Raw genomic sequence first — 17,954 nt, 5'->3', positions numbered from 1 at the left:
GCTCCACTCGCGACGAGCGCGCCACCAACGACGAGGCCGGCTATCAAGCCGGCCTCGTCGCGTTCGTGGTGCCTGGTGGCGAGAGCGTCAGTCCGCCGCATCTCTGCCTTCTGCTTCCAGCAGCCACGCCACGAAGGCGGCCAGGTCGTCGAAGACCATCGCCCGGGCGAGGCCTTCCCCCTTCGCCTCCGTCCGTCGTCCCTTGCCAGTCCTGACCAGCACCGGACGACAGCCCATCGGCTCACCCGCCTGCAGGTCGCGCAGGCTGTCGCCGACCATCCAGCTACCGGCCAGGGTCTCCAGGTCGAGCGCCTGTCTGATCTGTTCGAGCAGGCCGGTCAGCGGCTTGCGGCAGTCGCAGCCGTCGTCCGGGCCATGAGGGCAGTAGGCGATGTGTGCGATCTCCCCGCCGGCCTGGCGAACCAGTTCGCGGAGTCGATGGTGCATGCTCTCTAACATGCTTTCGCTGTAGTAGCCGCGGGCGATGCCCGACTGGTTGGTGGCGATCGCGACGGTCCAGCCGGCCCGGTTCAGCCGTGCAATGGCCGAGATGGCGGCAGGGTAGGGGAGGAACTCGTCGAGCGACTTCACGTAGTCGTCGGAATCCTGATTGATGACGCCGTCGCGATCGAGGATCACGAGCTTCGAGGGTTGGGGCATGAGGGGGTCCCGGTCGGTAGCAGCCAAGAGATGGCGGAAGTGTTTCACGTGGAACATCACCTGCCAAGGGTGCACTGCGGCCCCTGAATTGGCGATGAGCGGAGCCGTCGCAGACGCGCCTGTGTTTCACGTGAAACCTGGATCTGGATGGCCGGCCATTGGTCCATAATGCTCGGGCATGAAAAAGGCCGGCGATCGCTCGCCGGCCCTTGGGTCCCGAAGGGGTAATCGCTACTGCTGGAGCAGGGCGATGTCGGCCACCTCCAGGAACAGCGCCTGGAGACCGGCCAGCAGTGCCAGGCGGTTGCGTCGCACGGCGGGATCCTCGGCCATGACCATCACCTGGTCGAAGAACCGGTCCACCGGCTCGCGCAGGCTCGCCAGGGTATCCAGGGCCTGGCTGTAGCGGGCCTCGGCGAACAGCGGCATGACCTGGCCTCGGCACGCCTCCAGCGCCTCGAAGAGCGTCTGCTCGGCGGCTTCCTGCAGCTGGTCGGCGTCCACGCGAATCTCGCCGTCGTGCTGCTGCTTGGCGAGGATGTTGGAGACGCGCTTGTTGGCGGCGGCGAGTGCCGCGGCCTCCTCGCGGCGCGCGAAGCCCTGCACGGCGCGCAGGCGGCGGGCGAAGTCGAGGGGCTCGGTGACCGGCCGGGCGCGCACGGCCAGATAGACCTCGGTGGCGATGCCCTCGTCGCCGGCCCAGGCGCGGAAGCGGTCGAGCATGTAGGTGAGGACCTCGTCGACGAGTCCCTCGGCGTAGGGCAGCTCCTGGTGCTGGGCGGCCGACAGCTCGAGCAGCTCGCGCAGGTCGAGGCTGAGCTCTCCCTTGACCAGGATGTTGATCATGCCGATGGCGGCGCGGCGCAGGGCGAAGGGATCCTTGGTACCGCTGGGGCGTTGGCCGATGCCGAAGATGCCGGTCAGGGTATCGAGGCGATCGGCCAGCGCCAGGGCCAGGCCGGTGCTACCCTGGGGAACGGCATCGCCGGCGAAGCGCGGCAGGTATTGCTCCTCCAGCGCCAGGGCCACCTCCTCGGGCTCGCCGTCGTTGAGCGCGTAGTAGCGGCCCATGGTGCCCTGCAGCTCGGGGAACTCGAGGACCATCTCGGTGACCAGGTCGCACTTGGCGAGCTCGGCGGCCCGCCGCGCATCATGCACGTCGCCGTCGATGCGGCCGGCGATGAAGGCGGCCACGGCCGCGTTGCGGTGTGCCTTGTCGGCCAGGCTGCCCAGTTGCTTCTGGAACACGACGTCGGCCAGCGCCGGCGCGCGCGCGGCCAGCGACTGCTTGCGGTCGGTGTCGTAGAAGAAGGCGGCATCGGCTAGGCGCGGACGGATCACTCGCTCATTGCCCTGGATCACCTGGTCGGGATCGGCGCTGTCGATGTTCGAGACGGTGATGAAGAGCGGCTTGAGCCGGCCCGCCTCATCCAGCAGGTGGAAGTACTTCTGGTTGGCCTTCATCGACGAGATCAGGCACTCGGGCGGCACCTCGAGGAAGCGTTCGTCGAAGCTGCCGGTGAGGGCGACGGGCCACTCCACCAGGCCGCTGACCTCGACGAGCAGTTCTTCATCGATGACGGCGGTGGCCTCCTGGACCTCGGCCTCGGCCAGCACCTGCTCGCGGATGCGCTCGCGGCGCTGCTCGCGATCGGCCAGCACCCAGGCGCCCTCGAGGGCGGCGAGGTAGTCGTCGGCATGGGCGAGTTCGATGGGCGCGGGGGCATGGAAGCGATGGCCGCGGGTGGTGCGACCGGCCTCGAGGCCCAGGACGCTGGCCTCGACGATCTGGCTGCCGTAGAGCATCACCAGCCAGTGGACGGGGCGGGAGAATTCGATCCGCGAGGCGCCCCAGCGCATGTTCTTGGGCACCGGCAGGGCGCCGATGGCCTTCTCGACGATGGCGGGCAGCAGCGCAGTGGTGGCCTCGCCCGGCTGGTGCTCGCGATAACCGAGCCAGGTGCCCTTGTCGGTCTCCAGATGGATCAGCTGGTCCACGGCGACGCCGCAGGAGCGGGCGAAGCCCTCGGCGGCCTTGGTCGGCTGGCCTTCCTTGAAGGCGGCGGCCAGGGCCGGGCCGCGACGCTCGACCTCGCGGTCGGGCTGCTTGTCGGCCAGTTCCCGGATCTGCACGGCCAGGCGACGCGGGCTCGCGTAGGCGAGCACCTCGCCGGCGTCGATGTCGGCATCGACCAGGCCACGGCGGATGCCCTCGGCCAGCGCGTCGGAGAGTTCATCGATGGCGCTCGGCGGCAGTTCCTCGACGCCCAGTTCGACCAGTAGGGTGTTGGCAGCCATCAGACATCTCCCTGTTCGGCAAGCGGCTCGTCGGCCAGCAGTTCATGACGCAGGGCCTCGGTGGCCAGCGGGAAGCCGGCGGCCTTGCGTGAGTCGTAGTAGGCCTGGGCCACGCTCCGGGCCATGGTGCGCACGCGCAGGATGTAGCGCTGGCGTTCGGTGACCGAGATGGCGTGGCGGGCATCCAGCAGGTTGAAGGTGTGCGACGCCTTCAGCACCTGCTCGTAGGCGGGCAGTGGCAGCCGGGCGTCCAGCAGCTTGGTGCACTCGCGCTCCTGGTGATCGAAGGAGGCGAACAGGAAGTCGACGTCGGCATGCTCGAAGTTGTAGGCCGACTGCTCGCGCTCGTTCTGCAGGTAGACGTCGCCGTAGGTCACCTTCGAGCCGTCCGGGGCCACCGTCCACACCAGGTCGTAGACGCTGTCGACGTCCTGCAGGTACATGGCGATGCGCTCGAGGCCGTAGGTCAGCTCGCCGGTGACCGGGTAGCACTCCAGGCCGCCGGCCTGCTGGAAGTAGGTGAACTGGGTCACCTCCATGCCGTTGAGCCAGATCTCCCACCCGAGGCCCCAGGCGCCGAGGGTCGGGGATTCCCAGTTGTCCTCGACGAAGCGGATATCATGGACCAGCGGATCGAGCCCCAGTCGCTTGAGCGACCCCAGGTAGAGCTCTTGGAACTCGGCGGGGGAGGGCTTCATCACCACCTGGAACTGGTAGTAGTGCTGAAGGCGGTTGGGGTTCTCGCCGTAGCGGCCATCGGTGGGGCGGCGAGAGGGCTGCACGTAGGCCGCGTTCCAGGTCTCGGGACCGATGGAGCGCAGGAAGGTGGCGGTATGAAAGGTGCCGGCACCGACCTCCATGTCCAGGGGCTGGAGGATCACGCAGCCCTGTTCGGCCCAGTACTGCTGCAGGGCGAGGATCAGGCCCTGGAAGGTTGTCACGTCTGGCGTCGACTGTGTCATTGGAAGCACCGTTGGCCATGAATTCACGAGCCGTCAAGTATACAATTACTGGCAGATCGGTTATAGGCGCAGGCCCGGAGAAGAGGATTCCCATGATCGTAGTAACAGGCGGAGCCGGCTTCATCGGCTCGAATCTGGTCAAGGCGCTCAACGCCCGTGGCCGCGACGACGTCCTGGTGGTCGACGACCTCAGCGACGGCACCAAGTTCGTCAATCTGGCCGACTGCACGCTGGGCGACTACCTGGACAAGGACGATTTCCTGGCCCGGGTGAAGGCGGCGATGAACGGCGAGGAGTCGCATCTGCCGCCCATCGAGGCGATCTTCCACGAAGGCGCCTGCTCGGACACCACCGAGTGGGACGGCCGCTTCATGCTCGAGAACAACTTCGAGTACTCCAAGGTGCTGCTGCACTTCTGCCAGCGCGAGGGCATCCCCTTCATCTACGCCTCCTCGGCCGCCACCTACGGCGGCAGCGAGGTGTTCTATGAGGCGCCGGAGCACGAGAAGCCGCTCAACGTCTACGGCTACTCCAAGCTGCTGTTCGACCAGTACGTGCGGGCTCGTCACGACGAGTTCGAGAGCCAGGTGGTGGGCTTCCGCTACTTCAACGTCTACGGGCCCCGCGAGCAGCACAAGGGCAAGATGGCCAGCGTCGCCTACCATCACCATACCCAGATCCGCGATGGCCATAACCTCAAGCTGTTCGGCGCCTGGGACGGCTTTGATGCCGGCATGCAGAGCCGCGACTTCGTCTACGTGGGCGACGTGGTGGACGTGAACCTGTGGTTCCTCGATCACCCCGAGGCCTCCGGCATCTTCAACCTGGGCACCGGACGCGCCGAGCCCTTCAAGGCCATCGGCGAGGCGGTCATCGACCATTACGGCAAGGGCGAGATCGAGTACATCGACTTTCCCGACGAGCTCAAGGGGCGCTACCAGAGCTACACCCGGGCCGACATCTCGCGGCTGCGCGAGGCGGGCTACGATCGCGAGTTTCGCACCGTGGCCGAGGGCGTGAGCGCCTACCTGGAGTGGCTGAATGGCTGAGGCCGCAGGGCCGTCCGGCGGTGAGGGGGAGCGCATCCTGGTGGTGGGCCCCTCCTGGGTCGGCGACATGGTCATGGCTCAGAGCCTGTTCAAGACCCTCAAGGCACGCCACCCGGGCTGTCGCATCGGCGTGGTGGCGCCCGGCTGGTCGCGGCCGATCCTCGAGCGCATGGACGAGGTCGACGAGGTCGCTGGGCTCGAGGTGGGCCATGGCGAGTTCGGCCTGGCGACCCGCCGGCAGCTGGCCGCCTCCCTCAAGGGGCGCTTCGATCGGGCGATCGTGCTGCCGCGTTCCTGGAAGTCGGCCCTGGTGCCCTTCCTGGCGCGCATTCCCCGGCGGACGGGCTTCACCGGCGAGCAGCGCTTCGGCCTGCTCAACGATCGTCGTGCCCTCGACAAGGCGACGCTGGATCAGACCGTCAAGCGTTTCGTGGCACTGGGGCTGCCCCGCGAGGAGGCCGAGAGCGGCGACTTCGCACTGCCCCGGCCCGCGTTGCGCCTGGACATCGACAACCTGGTCGAGCAGCGCCTCGCCCTGGGGCTGTCGTCGCGCCCGGCCATCGGCATGATGCCGGGCGCCGAGTACGGTCCCGCCAAGCAGTGGCCCCTCGCGCACTTCCGCGAGCTGGCCAGGGCCCTGGTGGTGGAGGGGTTCGAGGTGCGGGTGCTGGGCGGTCCCAAGGACGTCGACGCCGGCGAGGTGATCGCCGATGGGCTGCCCCACACCCACAACCTCTGCGGCAGGACCCGGCTGGCGGATGCCGTCGACCTGCTGGGCGACTGCCGGCAGGTGGTGACCAACGACTCCGGGCTGATGCACGTGGCCGCGGCGGTGGGGACCCGGGTCCAGGCGCTCTACGGCTCCTCGTCGCCGGCCTATACGCCGCCGCTGACCGGGAACGCCGAAATTCACTACCTGGCCCTGGACTGCTCGCCCTGCTTCCAGCGCACCTGTCCGCTGGGGCACACGGACTGCCTGAAGAAGCTCACCCCCGAGCGTGTCCTCGAGGCGGTGCTGGCGGCGGCGCCCTAGGGCAGCTCCTCGAGGGCGTGGGGGGCCATATCCTCCGGTTTCTCGACGATCTGCTCGACGACCGATGCTTCCGATGACGTGGGCTGCGGCGGCTCCAGGCCCTCCCACAGCCGCTCCTGGAGGGCCGTCTCCTCCCGCAGGCGGGCGTTCAGGGTCTCCAGCCCGTGCTCCTCGATCAGCGTCGGCTGGTCGGAGAGCAGCGAGACGCCGAGCCCCGCCCGGTGCCAGTCGATGACGAACCCCATGGCCTCGAGCACCGTCGGCAGGATATCCATGGTCGACGCCTCGACCCTCTCCCGGCCGGGCTCGACCCGCTCGCCCATCAGCATGAGGGTGTTCTCTCGCTCTCCCGCGACCAGCTGCTCCCAGGCGGAGACGCGCATGGTCAGGTGGTCGCTGGCGATCACCACCAGGGTGTTCTCCAGCAGCCCCTCGGCCTCGAGCCGCTCCACCAGGCTTCGCGCCAGCCAGGCCGAGCACTCCACCGAATAGAGGATGTCGGTGCCGTCGAATTCGCCCTGACGCTCGCGGCAGGCGCGCGCCGGATAGCCGTTGGGGGCGTGGCCGGAGATGCTCAGGTTGACCAGCCCCCAGGGGCCGCCCTGGCGCTTAAGGCGGCGGATCTCCTCGACCGTGAAGTCATAGAGCGTATCGTCGTAGAGGCCCCAGCTGTTGACGTAGTCGGGATCCGGAAGCCGCGGCTGCAGCTCCTCGCGCCCCATCACCCGCTCGAAGCCGTGATCGCGGTAGAAGACGCCCTTGCCGGCGAAGCGGGTGCTGGCCCCGCCCAGGTAGGAGAGCGCATAGCCGCGCTCGGCGAGCAGGTCGCCCAGGCAGTCGACCCCCGGCACGACCCGGCCGAGCGGCTCGAACTGGCTGTCGTGGAGCAGGCCGGCCGGCATCAGTGGCGTGCCGCACTGGCTGGCGATCATGCCGGCCATGGTCCAGCCGGTGTTGTCGAGCTGGCGCACGCCCTCGACGACCAGGGCCCCCTCGCCAAGTGCCTCCAGGGGCGCATAGGCATCGCCGAAGCGCTCCCGGTCGGCGTAGGTGCGCTCGAGGCTCTCCAGGTAGAGGAGCAGCAGGTTGGGCGGTGTGCGGGGCGCGTCGAGGATCACTGGCGCCACGTACTGCCGATCGAGCCAGGCGCCGTCATCGGTGACGATGGCGGCGCCGCGTTGGCCGAGCCCGTAGAGCATGGGGTTGCCGGCCAGCAGCACCACGGCCAGCAGGCGCTCCGTCGTGCGCCAGCGGCGATCGACCCGCACCAGCCAGGTGAAGGAGACGAGCAGCAGCAGCATGCCCAGGGTGTGGAGGAGGGCGGAGATGATCCGCCCACTCCCGCCGTGCTCAGAGATGCCGGCCTGGAGGTGGAAGAAGACCGCCCCGAGATCGACCTCCCCGAAGCTGGCGGCCAGGTAGACATAGAAGCCCCACAGGGCCAGGGGGACGAGCGACCAGGGCCACACGCGGGTCGCCGGCCGGGGATTTGCGGGGGCGCCCCAGCGGCGCCAGCGCGCCAGGAGCAGCCAGGCGCCGGTGACCGCGGGTAGCGCCCAGGTCGGCAGCCGGGTCAGCATGGCCAGGGCATAGCCCAGCCACAGGCCCAGCACCAACAGGGCCCACCAGCGCGGATGACGGAGGCGGCGTGGCATCCTAAGCATGATCGGAAGGCGTCGCGGCCCGTTCGTTCTCATGAAGTTCGTTCAGTTTGGCGTACTTCATGTAGGCATGGAACGCCGTGGTGATCGCCACCGTCATGCCGTCCGCGCCCTGGAAGAGCCCGCCCTTGAGGATCAGCTTGCGCAGCATGGCGCTGGCGGCATGCAGGGTGGGGCGCCAGCGCGAGGGGCCCTTGCCGCGCTCCTTCATCGCCCAGGCATCGCGGCTCGAGAGCTGGTCGATGCGGGTGATCCAGTGCGACAGGTCACGGTAGGTGAAGTGCCGGATGTGGCTGTGGGTGTCCACGACGGCGGGGGCCTGCACCGAGGAGTGCGCCTTCTTCGGCAGGTAGCCCGAGGTGGTGCGGTTGTAGAGCCGCGTGACCGGGTCGGGATAGAAGCCGGCCGCCTTGATCCAGTGATGCCCGGCGAAGTTGCGGCGGTTGAAGCGGTACGCCTGGTGCGGGTCGTCCAGCGGCAGTGACCGGATCGCCGCGACCGCGTCCTCGTCGAGGCGCTCGTCGGCATCGAGGGCGAGGATCCAGTCGTGCCGCGCCTGGGGCACGGCGAAGGCCTTCTGGGGGCCGTCGCCGAGGTAGGGCTGATGGATGACGCGGGCGCCCAGCGACTCGGCGATGGCCACGGTGTCGTCCCGGCTGCCCGAGTCGACGACGATGATCTCGTCGCAGACCGGTCTCAGCGAGGCGATGCAGTCGGCGATGTTCTCTGCCTCGTCGAGGGTGATGATGATTCCGGTGATGGGCGTCATGGGGTCGTCTCGCGGGTCGGGAGGTGCAGCAGGCGCTCGGCGATGCGGCCTGCCGCGGCCTCGAGGTCGATGCTCGCCATGTCGCGCTCGCCCGCGCCCTCGGGGGGGCAGAAGGCCAGGCGGTGAGCCTCGGCGTTGCAGGTCTGCCAGCGCAGCGGGGTGGCCGAGCGGCGCGAGGGATAGAAGCCCGCCGTCGGTCGGTCCAGGGCGCCGGCGATGTGCAGGGGCCCGGTGGAGCCGGCGATGAACAGGTCGGCGGCCGAGAGGCATCGGGCGAAGTCGTCGATGCCGTGGCGCGCCGGCAGCCGGTGGGCGGCGATCCCCGCCTCGGCGAGCCGCTCGCGAAGCCGGTCCGCCGCCGCTTCCTCACCGGGGCCCGCTGTCAGCACCCAGTGTGGCGGAGTGGTGTCGGCGGCGTCGAGGCGTGAGGCGACGGCGGCCACCAGGTCCGCGTACTGCGCGAGGGTGAGATTGACCGCCGAACCGCCGCTGCCCGGGTGCAGGAAGACCCAGGGCGACGAGGCCTCCAGGGCGAGCTCATCGACGAGTCGCGCCCGCTCGGCGTCGCGGGTGCCGGGCGGCAGCGGCCAGAAGGGCGGCGCGGGGCGCGGCGGCACGGCGAGGCCCAGGGCGTCGAGCAGGGCCTCGGCCAGCTCCAGGTTGTAGACGTATTCGGGTTTCTCGGAGCGCGACCTGCGCTGGGTGACCCGGCGGTTGTAGAATAGCTGCGCCCACTTGGTGGCCGGGGCCAGGCGCAGCGGGATGCCGGCGCGCCAGCCCAGCCAGCCGATGCGTGGGGTGGAGAAGAGCGTCAGCAGCGCATCGAAGCGCCCCGCGCGCAGGGTGCTCAGCAGCTCACGTTGCGCCTCGCGTCCTGCATCTTCGCCAGGGTCGAGCAGCACCTCGTCGACCCACGGGCACTGCCGGGCGAGCGGTGCGGTGTAGCCCGGCACCAGCACGCTGACGTGCGGGGCCGGGTCGGCCGTCTTGAGGCAGGCCAGCGCCGGCCAGGCCAGCATGAAGTCGCCGAGCTTGTCGTTGCGCACGACCAGCAGGCGAGGGCGGCCGCCATCCCTGGCAGGGGAAAGTGTCATCATCCGGGCTCCCGGGCCCCGCAACCGCAAGAAAGGAGAGCGCCTTGTCCTGCAAGTCGTCCCGCAAGGTCCTGCATATCTGCCTCTCGAACGGCTGGGGCGGACTGGAAATGTATCCGTCGCGCATTATACCCGAGCTGAGGCGACAGGGGTGGGAGGCCTACGGCCTGGCCCTGGCCGGCTCCCGGGTGGCCGAGAGCCTCACCGAGGCCGGCATCACGCCGCTGACGGTGCCCTCGCGAGGTCGCGCGCTGCTGGGCCTCGGTCGGCTGCTGGCCTACCTGAAGGCCCACGAGATTCGCGTGCTGCACTGCCACAAATCCAGCGACCTGCGCCTGGGGGCCCTGCTGGTGAGCCTGCGCCCCTCCCTGCGGCTCTTCTTCACCGACCACATGGGCGTCACCCGCCCCAAGAAGGATCCCTACCACCGCTGGGCCTATGGTCGCGTCACCCGGGTGTTCTCCATCAGCGAGACGACCCGCCAGCGCAACCAGGCGGCCTTCCCCCTGCCCGCCGAGCGTATCCAGCGTCTCTACCTGGGCATCGACCCGGCGCCCTATGCGCCGCGCCTGTCGCCGGGCGAGCGGGCCGCGCTGCGCGATGAGCTCGGCGTGGCGCCGGGCGCGGTGGCGATCGGCCTGGCGGGGCGGTTGACCCCGGGCAAGGGGCAGCGGGTGTGGATCGAGGCGCTGGCCTGGCTGGCCGAGCATCGTCCGGCACTGGCCTGGCAGGGCCTGCTGGTCGGCGGGCTCTCCGCCGCCGAGGGCAGCAACGAGGCCTTCGTCACGGAACTTCGCGACCGGGTCCGCGAGCTCGGCCTGGAGGAGCGCATCGTCTTCGTCGGTTTTCGCCGCGACCTGCCGCGGCTCTTCGAGGCGATGGACATCGTCTGCGTGCCGTCGCGTAACGAGGCCTTCGGGCTGACGGTGATCGAGGCCATGGCGGCCGGCAAGGCGGTGGTCGGCAGCGACAGCGGCGCCCTTCCCGAGCTGATCGATCCCGCCACGGGACGCCTCGCCGCGCCCGAGGATCCTGCCGCCTGGGGCCAAGCCCTGGCCGAGCTGGCGGACGATGCGGCCCTGAGGGAGGCGCTGGGGGAAGCGGCCCGCTCGCGCGTGGCGCGCGAATTCACCCTCGAGACGCATGTGACGGGGCTCGTGGCCGCCTACGCCGAGGCGGCGTAGCCGCGGCGCACGGCCGCCATGGCGTCGGCGGCGCCGAACTTCTCGAAGGAGCGCTGCAGGCGCGCCAGGTTGGCGGCCTGCCAGCGGCCGGGACGCCGCAGCCGGCAGCGGTCCAGGTCGATCAGCCAGACGCGCCCCTCCGGGTCGATCAGCAGGTTGCGGGCGTTGAGGTCGACATGGTCGAGGCCGGCGTCGTGGAAGCGGCGCACGGTGGCGCCGACCCGCTCGAGCAGGGCGTCATCGGCCTGCTGGCGCATGATCAGCTCGGCCAGGGCGCGGGCGCCGGGAAGCCGCACGGTGATCAGCGCCGCCGCGTAGGTGAGGCCGTGACGGGTCACCAGCGCCGCCACCGGGCGGGGCACCGGAAGGCCCCGGTGGTGCAGGTGGGCGGTGAGGCGCAGCTCGCGGAAGGCGCGGGTCCGCTCCAGGCCGGTCCAGAGGTAGCGGGTCTCGCTCAGCCGGGCGATCAGGCCGCCGCGGCGGTAGGGGCGCAGCACCCACTCGACGCCCTCGCCGGCGTCCAGGAAGAGGCTGGCGCCGCGGCCCGGCGCCTCGCCGGTGATGCGGCCGGCGTCGCGCCACCAGTCGGGGTCGAAGCCCTCGAGCGTGAGCCGCGACGCGGTTTGTGGCGCCCGGCCGGCGTCACATAAACTGTCCGCATCATATAGAATGCAACTCTTTCCCGCTCGATACGTTGCCAACCGCATGAAGCATCCTCTGCCCGATCGACCCCAGCACATCTGCGTGCTGCGACTCTCCGCCCTGGGCGATGTCTGTAACCTGGTGCCGACAGTCCGTGCCCTGCAGCGTCAGTGGCCCGAAGCGCGGATCACCTGGATCGTCGGCAAGGGCGAGCACAGTCTACTGGCGGGTCTCTCCGGGGTCGAGTTCGTCGTCTACGACAAGGCGACGGGCCTGGCCGGCATGCGGGCCCTGTGGCGGCAGCTCGCCGATACGCGCTTCGACGTGCTGCTGCACATGCAGCAGGCGCTGCGCGCCAGCGTGCTCTCCCTGGGGCTCAAGGCCGACCTGCGGGTGGGCTATGACAAGGCGCGCGCCAAGGATGCCCAGCACTGGTTCACCCAGCGTCAGCTGGCGCCCCATGCCCGCGCCCACGTGCTCGAGTCCTACCTCGACTTCGCGCGCCTGCTGGGCGTCGAGGATCTCTCGCTGATCTGGGACCTGCCGGTGCCCGAGGCCGCGGTGGAGGAGGCGCGGGGCATCACCGGCGAGGCGCCTTACCTGCTGATCAGCCCCTGCGCCAACCCCCGGCTGCGCAACTTCCGCAACTGGTCCGCCGAGGGCTATGCGGCGGTGATCGAGCACGCCTGGCGCCAGCACGGCCTGAAGACCGTGCTGACCGGCGGCGGCAGCACCCAGGAGCGCGAACTCGGCGAGCGCATCCAGGCTCTCTGCTCGCCGGAGGTGGTGATCGACGTCATCGGCGAGACCTCGCTGAAGGGCCTGCTGGCCCTGATCCGGGACGCCCGGGCGGTGATCGCCCCGGATTCCGGGCCGGTGCACATGGCCAACGCCCTGGGCGCGCCGGTGGTCGGGCTCTATGCCACCACCAATCCCGATCGCGCGGGCCCCTACTGCTGGCGGGCGTTCGTGGTGAACCGCTACCCGGACGCCGTGCGCAGCTACCTGCACAAGGACCCCGAGACGCTGCCCTGGGGCCAGCGGGTCCGCCACCCCGACGCCATGTCGCTGATTCGTGCCGAGGACGTGATCGACCGCCTCGAGGCACTGCTGAGCCACCCCGAGTCCCCCATCGAGACGGAGTCCCCCGATGAAGCTTGATCTGACCGCCCTGGAGCGCTCCCGCCTGCTGGTGGTGGGCGATGTGATGCTCGACCGCTACTGGCACGGCGGCACCTCGCGGATCTCGCCGGAGGCCCCGGTCCCGGTGGTCAGGGTCGACGAGTCGGAGGATCGCCCCGGCGGCGCCGCCAACGTGGCCCTCAACGTCGCCTCCCTCGGGGCCCAGGCCGCCCTGGCCGGCCTGGTGGGGGACGACGACAACGCCGACCGGCTGGTGACCCGGCTCGAGGATGTCGGAGTGAGCACTCGCTTCGCGCGCAGCCCAGGTATCCCCACCATCACCAAGCTGCGGGTGATGAGCCGCAACCAGCAGCTGATCCGCCTGGACTTCGAGGAGGGGCTCGGCGAGGTCGACACCTCAGGGCTCCTGGCCCAGGTCGAGGCGGCCCTGCCCGGCTGTGACCTGGTGATCCTCTCCGACTACGGCAAGGGCACCCTGAACCGCGTCGAGGAGCTGATCCGGATGATCCGCGGCGCCGGCAAGCGGGTGCTGGTGGATCCCAAGGGGGGCGACTTCCGCAAGTACCGCGGCGCGAGCGTGATCACCCCCAACCTCGGCGAGTTCGAGGCGGTCATGGGCCACTGCCGCGACGACGCCGAGCTCGCCGCCAAGGGCGAGACGCTGCGCGCCGAGCTCGAGCTCGAGGCGCTGCTGATCACCCGCAGCGAGAAGGGCATGACGCTGATCCGCGAGGGCCACGAGCCGCTGCACCTGCCGACCCGCGCCCGCGAGGTCTACGACGTGACCGGCGCCGGCGACACCGTGATCGGCGTGCTGGGCCTGGCCCTCGCCGCCGGGCACGGCTTCGCCGAGGCGATGACCCTGGCCAACCTGGCCGCCGGCCTGGTGGTGGCCAAGCCCGGCACCGCGACGCTCTCGATCGCCGAGCTCTACACCGCCCTGCACGGCGACAAGCTCGCCGAGTTCGGCGTCATCGAGGAGGCGCCCCTGGTCGAGGCGGTGCGCGCCGCCCAGGCCCGCGGCGAGCGGGTGGTGATGACCAACGGCTGCTTCGACATCCTGCATGCCGGCCACGTCGCCTACCTGGAGCAGGCGCGCCGCCTCGGCGACCGCCTGGTGGTGGCGGTCAACGACGACGCCTCCATCGGCCGCCTCAAGGGGCCGAAGCGCCCCATCAATCCCCTGGCGCGGCGCATGCAGGTGCTGGCCGGCCTCGGCGCCGTCGACTGGGTGGTGCCCTTCGGCGAGAACACCCCCCAGCGGCTGATCGAGACGGTGCTGCCAGACGTGCTGGTCAAGGGCGGCGACTACCGCCCCGAGGAGATCGCCGGCGGTGCCGCCGTGCGCGAGGCCGGCGGCGAGGTGCGGGTGCTGGGCTTCGAGGACGGCGTCTCCACCACCGCGATGATCTCCACCATCCTCGATCGCGAGACCTGATGACACGCGCTTCCGCCTGGGCCCGCCGCGCCTACTCGGCGGCCCTCTACCTGCTCGCCCCGCTGGTCTGGAAGCGCGTCTGGCGCGAGCAGCTGCCCGGCCGCCCGCGGCGCGAGCGGCTGGGACTCATTCCCCCCGCCGACGAGGGCCAGCGGATCCTCTGGCTGCACTGCGCCTCGGTAGGGGAGGTGCAGGCCGCCCGCCCGCTGATCACGGCCCTCGCCGAGCGCTGGCCGGAGCATCGCCTGGTGATCACTACCATGACCGCCACCGGCGCCCAGCGGGTGCTGGCGCTCTCGGAGGCGTCGGGTAACAACAAGGCTATCGGCGAAGTGAGCCATCACTTCGTGCCGCTGGACTTCCCCGGTGCCGCGCGCCGCTTCGTCGCCCGGCTGCGCCCCGAGCTTGCCATCTTCTTCGAGACCGAGCTGTGGCCCAACCTGCTGGCCGCCTGCGAGCGCGGCGGGGTGCCGGTGGCGGTGGTCAACGGTCGGCTCTCGCCCCGCGCCTTCCGCGGCTATCGCCGCCTGAGGCCGCTGATGCACGACGCGTTGAGCCGAGTGCGCTGGCTGGCGGCCAAGTCTGCGGAGGATGCCGAGCGGTTCCGCGCGCTGGGCATGCCCGCCGGGCGCAGCGAGGTAGTAGGGAGCCTGAAGTTCGATATCGCCGTCGATGACGAGGGCCTTGAGGCGAGTGCACGGCTGCGCAGCCGCCTGGGCGATCGGCCTGTCTGGGTGGCCGGCTCCACCCATCCGGGGGAGGACGAGGCGCTGCTGGCGGCCCATGCGCGGCTGAGAGCGCGCCTTCCCGAGGCGCTGCTGGTGCTGGTGCCGCGCCATCCCCGGCGCTTCGAGGCCGTGGCCGCACTGTGCGCCGGGGCGGGTCTCTCGGTGGCGCGCCGCTCCCGGGACGAATGGCCGGACGACGAGACGGCCGTCTATCTCGGCGACACCATGGGCGAGCTGCTGGCGCTCTACGGGGCGGCGGACCTGGCCTTCGTGGGTGGCAGCCTGGTACCCATCGGCGGCCACAACCTGCTGGAGCCGGCGGCGCTGGGCGTGCCGGTGCTCACCGGCCCCGAGCTTGCCAACTTCCTCGACGTGGCCGAGACGCTGCGCGAGGCCGAGGCGCTGGTCGAGGTGGCCGACGGCGAGGCGCTGAGCGACGCCCTGGGGCGGCTCTTCGACGACGCACCCGAACGCCGGCGCCTGGCCGCGGCCGGCCGCGGCGTGGTGGCGGCCAACCGCGGGGCCCTCGAGCGCACCCTGACGGGCCTGGCGCGGCTTTTGTCGGCGAAGTGAGCGCTCATTAACGCCTCTTCCCCATGCCCGTTCGAGCGTCAGGCGGGCGTCAGGCGCTCCACGCCCCGTTCGCCGCCAAGCAGCAGCAGGTCCGCGCCCCGGGCGGCGAAGAGCCCGTTGGTGACCACCCCGACGATGGCATTGATCCGCGCCTCCATGGCGACCGGGTCGTCGATCATGAACTCATAGCAGTCGAGGATCTGGTTGCCGTTGTCGGTGATCACGCCCTGGCGATAGACCGGGTCGGCGCCCAGCTTGACCAGCTCGCGGGCCACGTAGGAGCGCGCCATCGGGATCACCTCGACCGGCAGCGGGAAGTCGCCCAGGGTCGCGACCTTCTTCGAAGCGTCGGCGATGCAGACGAAGCGCTCGGCGCAGGCGGCGACGATCTTCTCGCGGGTCAGGGCCGCGCCGCCGCCCTTGATCATGTGAAGGTGAGCGTTCACTTCGTCGGCACCGTCGACGTAGACGGGCACGGTGCCCACCTCGTTGAGCTCGAAGCAGTCGATGCCGTGGCCGCGCAGGCGCTCGGCGCTGGCCTCGGAGCTCGCCACGGCGCCGCGGAAGTCGCCGCGCAGGCCGGCCAGCCGATCGATGAATCGGTTTGCGGTGGAGCCGGTGCCGACGCCGATCACGCTGTCACGGCCGAGGTGCGGGCGGATCTCGTCGATGGCCGCGGCGGCCACGGCGTCCTTGAGTTCGTCCTGGGTCATGTCGGGCTCGCTGTCTGATGGGGGCGAATGCGGCGCCATTATAGGCCATGGCGCCGATGGATGCTGGACGCCGCGGTCGCGGGAATGCTACCAATACGGGTTCCTCGCGGCGCCGCCCATGGCGCCCTCGCGTCACTTCTGGGATATCAGGATGCTCGAAGCTACCGTCAAGAAGATTCTCCAGGCCCGGGTCTACGAGGCCGCCCGGGAAACCCCCATCTCCCCGGCCCCCTTCCTTTCCCGTCGCTTCAACAACCAGATCCTGATCAAGCGCGAGGACCTCCAGCCGGTCTACTCCTTCAAGATCCGCGGCGCCTACAACAAGATGGCCCAGCTGACCGACGAGCAGAAGGCCAAGGGCGTGATCGCCGCCTCCGCGGGCAACCACGCCCAGGGCCTGGCCATGGCGGCGAAGCTGATGGGCGTCAAGGCGGTGATCGTCATGCCGCGCATCACCCCGGAGATCAAGGTGGCCGCGGTGCGGGCCCGAGGCGCCAAGGTGGTGCTCAAGGGCGATGCCTTCGCCGAGGCGGCGGCACACGCCCAGGAGCTGATCGCCGAGCACGGCTACACCTACATCCCGCCCTTCGACGATCTCGACGTCATCGCGGGCCAGGGCACCATCGCCGTGGAGATCCTGCGCCAGCACGGCGGGGCGATCGACGCCATCTTCGTGCCGGTGGGCGGCGGCGGGCTGATCGCCGGCGTGGCGGCCTACGTCAAGTACCTGCGGCCCGAGATCAAGGTGATCGGCGTGGAGTCCGAGGACAGCGCCTGCCTCAAGGCGGCGCTGGCGGCGGGCGAGCGCGTGGTGCTGGACCAGGTCGGGGTGTTCGCCGAGGGGGTCGCCGTGGCGCAGATCGGCGAGGCGCCCTTCGCCGTGATGCGCGGCCTGGTGGACGATGTCATCACCGTCAACACCGACGAGATGTGCGCGGCGGTGAAGGACATCTTCGAAGATACCCGGGCGGTCTCCGAGACCTCCGGTGCGCTCTCCCTGGCGGGGCTGAAGAAGTACATCCAGCAGACCGGCGCCGAGAACGAGACCCTGGTCTGCATCAACTCCGGGGCCAACACCAACTTCGATCGCCTGCAGCACATCGCCGAGCGCACCGAACTCGGCGAGCAGCGCGAGGCGATCCTCGCCGTGACCATCCCCGAGAAGCCGGGCAGCTTCAAGAAGTTCTGCCGCACCATCGGCAAGCGCATGGTCACCGAGTTCAACTACCGCTACGCCGAGCCCGAGCAGGCCCACATCTTCGTCGGCGTGCAGGTGAAGCCCGGCGGCGAGGACCGACAGGCGGTCATCGACCGGCTCCGCGACGCCGGCTACCCGGTGGAAGACCTCACCGACAACGAGCTGGCCAAGCTGCACATCCGCCACCTGGGCGGCGGGCGCCCCAAGGAGCACTTCGAGGAAGAGGTCTATCGCTTCGAGTTCCCGGAGCGCCCCGGCGCGCTGATGAACTTCCTCACCCACCTGCCCCAGGACTGGAACATCTCGCTGTTCCACTACCGCAACCACGGCGCGGCCTACGGCCGGGTGCTGGTCGGCATGCAGGTGCCCAATGGCGATCGCACCCACGTCGAGGGCTACTTCGACGAGATCGGCTACCGCTACTGGAAAGAGAGTGACAACCCGGCTTATCGCCTCTTCATGGCCTGAGGAGCGCGTCGTCGTGGGGGCTTCGAAGAAGGGTCGAGTGAGCGCTGACTCACCCTGTAGTCTCGGTCATGCAAGTGTTTAGATATGTAACGTACTGAGAATGCCGGTTGTCATGCGTAAGCACGAGGCTCTATAGTCATAGCGGTGTCATCACCGCCGTGGTGACGCCGCCATCATCTTCACACCGGACCCCCGCGGTCCCGTCTCCCATGGAGTCCACCGCAATGAAGCGCAAGCCCGATCTGGTCATGACACTGGTGCTGGTCTTCGGCATCGTCGTCGTGGCCACCGGCTATGCCCAGGCGCTGGCGGGCGGCTGAGGCCACCGCAGGACGGCGGCC

Annotated in this window: 15 protein-coding genes; 7 read left to right on the top strand and 8 right to left on the bottom strand. The window is 70.0% G+C overall.

Annotation, left to right across the window (positions count from 1 at the left end; all coding sequences use genetic code 11):
• Positions 1–87: 87 nt before the first annotated feature.
• The 3 genes from gmhB to glyQ all read right to left on the bottom strand — a co-directional run bounded on the left by gmhB (position 88) and on the right by glyQ (position 3,920).
• On the bottom strand, positions 88–660 hold the full coding sequence (gene gmhB / locus ACGTNG_RS07295; RefSeq protein ID WP_394576714.1) for a D-glycero-beta-D-manno-heptose 1,7-bisphosphate 7-phosphatase: 573 nt from the start codon (positions 658–660) through the stop codon (positions 88–90).
• 231 nt (positions 661–891) lie between these two features.
• Positions 892–2,958 (bottom strand): glycine--tRNA ligase subunit beta, encoded by a 2,067-nt coding sequence (gene glyS / locus ACGTNG_RS07290; protein WP_394576356.1) that lies wholly within the window; start codon positions 2,956–2,958, stop codon positions 892–894.
• Entirely contained in the window at positions 2,958–3,920 is a 963-nt protein-coding gene (gene glyQ, locus ACGTNG_RS07285; protein WP_394576355.1) for a glycine--tRNA ligase subunit alpha, read from the bottom strand. Before glyQ ends, glyS begins: the two co-directional genes overlap by 1 nt.
• Positions 3,921–4,012: 92 nt before the next feature.
• On the opposite strand from glyQ, the gene rfaD reads away from it, so the two are divergent.
• Together rfaD and waaF are read left to right on the top strand one after the other, a co-directional pair.
• The gene (gene rfaD, locus ACGTNG_RS07280; protein WP_394576354.1) at positions 4,013–4,969 is read left to right on the top strand and encodes an ADP-glyceromanno-heptose 6-epimerase; all 957 of its coding nucleotides are present in this window, start codon (positions 4,013–4,015) and stop codon (positions 4,967–4,969) included.
• Positions 4,962–6,002 carry a lipopolysaccharide heptosyltransferase II gene (waaF, locus tag ACGTNG_RS07275; protein WP_394576353.1) on the top strand — a complete coding sequence of 347 codons (1,041 nt, stop codon included), beginning with the start codon at positions 4,962–4,964 and terminating at the stop codon, positions 6,000–6,002. Before rfaD ends, waaF begins: the two co-directional genes overlap by 8 nt.
• On the opposite strand, the gene ACGTNG_RS07270 is transcribed toward waaF, so the two are convergent.
• From ACGTNG_RS07270 to ACGTNG_RS07260, 3 genes are read right to left on the bottom strand one after another with little or no spacing between them, the layout of a single operon-like run.
• Complete coding sequence (locus ACGTNG_RS07270; RefSeq protein ID WP_394576352.1) at positions 5,999–7,657, bottom strand: sulfatase-like hydrolase/transferase; 1,659 nt, start codon at positions 7,655–7,657, stop codon at positions 5,999–6,001. The two genes, waaF and ACGTNG_RS07270, sit on opposite strands and share 4 nt — an antisense overlap.
• 1 nt (position 7,658) lies before the next feature.
• Positions 7,659–8,432, bottom strand: coding sequence for a glycosyltransferase family 2 protein (locus ACGTNG_RS07265; protein ID WP_394576350.1), 774 nt, complete (start codon positions 8,430–8,432; stop codon positions 7,659–7,661).
• Positions 8,429–9,526: a glycosyltransferase family 9 protein gene (locus ACGTNG_RS07260; protein ID WP_394576349.1), complete on the bottom strand. Its 1,098-nt coding sequence runs from the start codon at positions 9,524–9,526 to the stop codon at positions 8,429–8,431. Before ACGTNG_RS07260 ends, ACGTNG_RS07265 begins: the two co-directional genes overlap by 4 nt.
• A gap of 44 nt (positions 9,527–9,570) precedes the next feature.
• Here ACGTNG_RS07260 and ACGTNG_RS07255 point away from each other — a divergent pair, with 44 nt between their 5' ends.
• Positions 9,571–10,710, top strand: coding sequence for a glycosyltransferase (locus ACGTNG_RS07255; RefSeq protein WP_394576348.1), 1,140 nt, complete (start codon positions 9,571–9,573; stop codon positions 10,708–10,710).
• On the opposite strand, the gene ACGTNG_RS07250 is transcribed toward ACGTNG_RS07255, so the two are convergent.
• Complete coding sequence (locus tag ACGTNG_RS07250) at positions 10,692–11,417, bottom strand: 3-deoxy-D-manno-octulosonic acid kinase (RefSeq protein WP_394576347.1); 726 nt, start codon at positions 11,415–11,417, stop codon at positions 10,692–10,694. The two genes, ACGTNG_RS07255 and ACGTNG_RS07250, sit on opposite strands and share 19 nt — an antisense overlap.
• Here ACGTNG_RS07250 and ACGTNG_RS07245 point away from each other — a divergent pair.
• From ACGTNG_RS07245 to waaA, 3 genes are read left to right on the top strand one after another with little or no spacing between them, the layout of a single operon-like run.
• Positions 11,416–12,513, top strand: coding sequence for a glycosyltransferase family 9 protein (locus ACGTNG_RS07245; protein ID WP_394576346.1), 1,098 nt, complete (start codon positions 11,416–11,418; stop codon positions 12,511–12,513). The two genes, ACGTNG_RS07250 and ACGTNG_RS07245, sit on opposite strands and share 2 nt — an antisense overlap.
• A complete protein-coding gene (gene hldE, locus ACGTNG_RS07240; RefSeq protein ID WP_394576345.1) occupies positions 12,503–13,933 on the top strand; it encodes a bifunctional D-glycero-beta-D-manno-heptose-7-phosphate kinase/D-glycero-beta-D-manno-heptose 1-phosphate adenylyltransferase HldE in 1,431 nt (476 codons plus the stop codon). Before ACGTNG_RS07245 ends, hldE begins: the two co-directional genes overlap by 11 nt.
• A complete protein-coding gene (gene waaA / locus ACGTNG_RS07235; RefSeq protein WP_394576344.1) occupies positions 13,933–15,234 on the top strand; it encodes a lipid IV(A) 3-deoxy-D-manno-octulosonic acid transferase in 1,302 nt (433 codons plus the stop codon). The genes hldE and waaA overlap by 1 nt, the downstream gene beginning before the upstream one ends.
• Positions 15,235–15,272: 38 nt before the next feature.
• Here waaA and rpiA read toward each other — a convergent pair whose 3' ends face one another.
• Positions 15,273–15,947 (bottom strand): ribose-5-phosphate isomerase RpiA, encoded by a 675-nt coding sequence (gene rpiA / locus ACGTNG_RS07230; protein ID WP_394576342.1) that lies wholly within the window; start codon positions 15,945–15,947, stop codon positions 15,273–15,275.
• Positions 15,948–16,098: 151 nt separating this feature from the next.
• Here rpiA and ilvA point away from each other — a divergent pair, with 151 nt between their 5' ends.
• Positions 16,099–17,613 (top strand): threonine ammonia-lyase, biosynthetic, encoded by a 1,515-nt coding sequence (gene ilvA / locus ACGTNG_RS07225; protein WP_394576341.1) that lies wholly within the window; start codon positions 16,099–16,101, stop codon positions 17,611–17,613.
• Positions 17,614–17,954: the final 341 nt, after the last annotated feature.

This window comes from Halomonas sp. B23F22_3 (assembly GCF_043496965.1).
In the GTDB taxonomy this organism is placed as follows: Bacteria; Pseudomonadota; Gammaproteobacteria; order Pseudomonadales; family Halomonadaceae; genus Halomonas.
The sequence above is the reverse complement of the archived record's forward strand: the minus strand, read 5'-3'. Positions and strand labels throughout refer to the sequence as shown.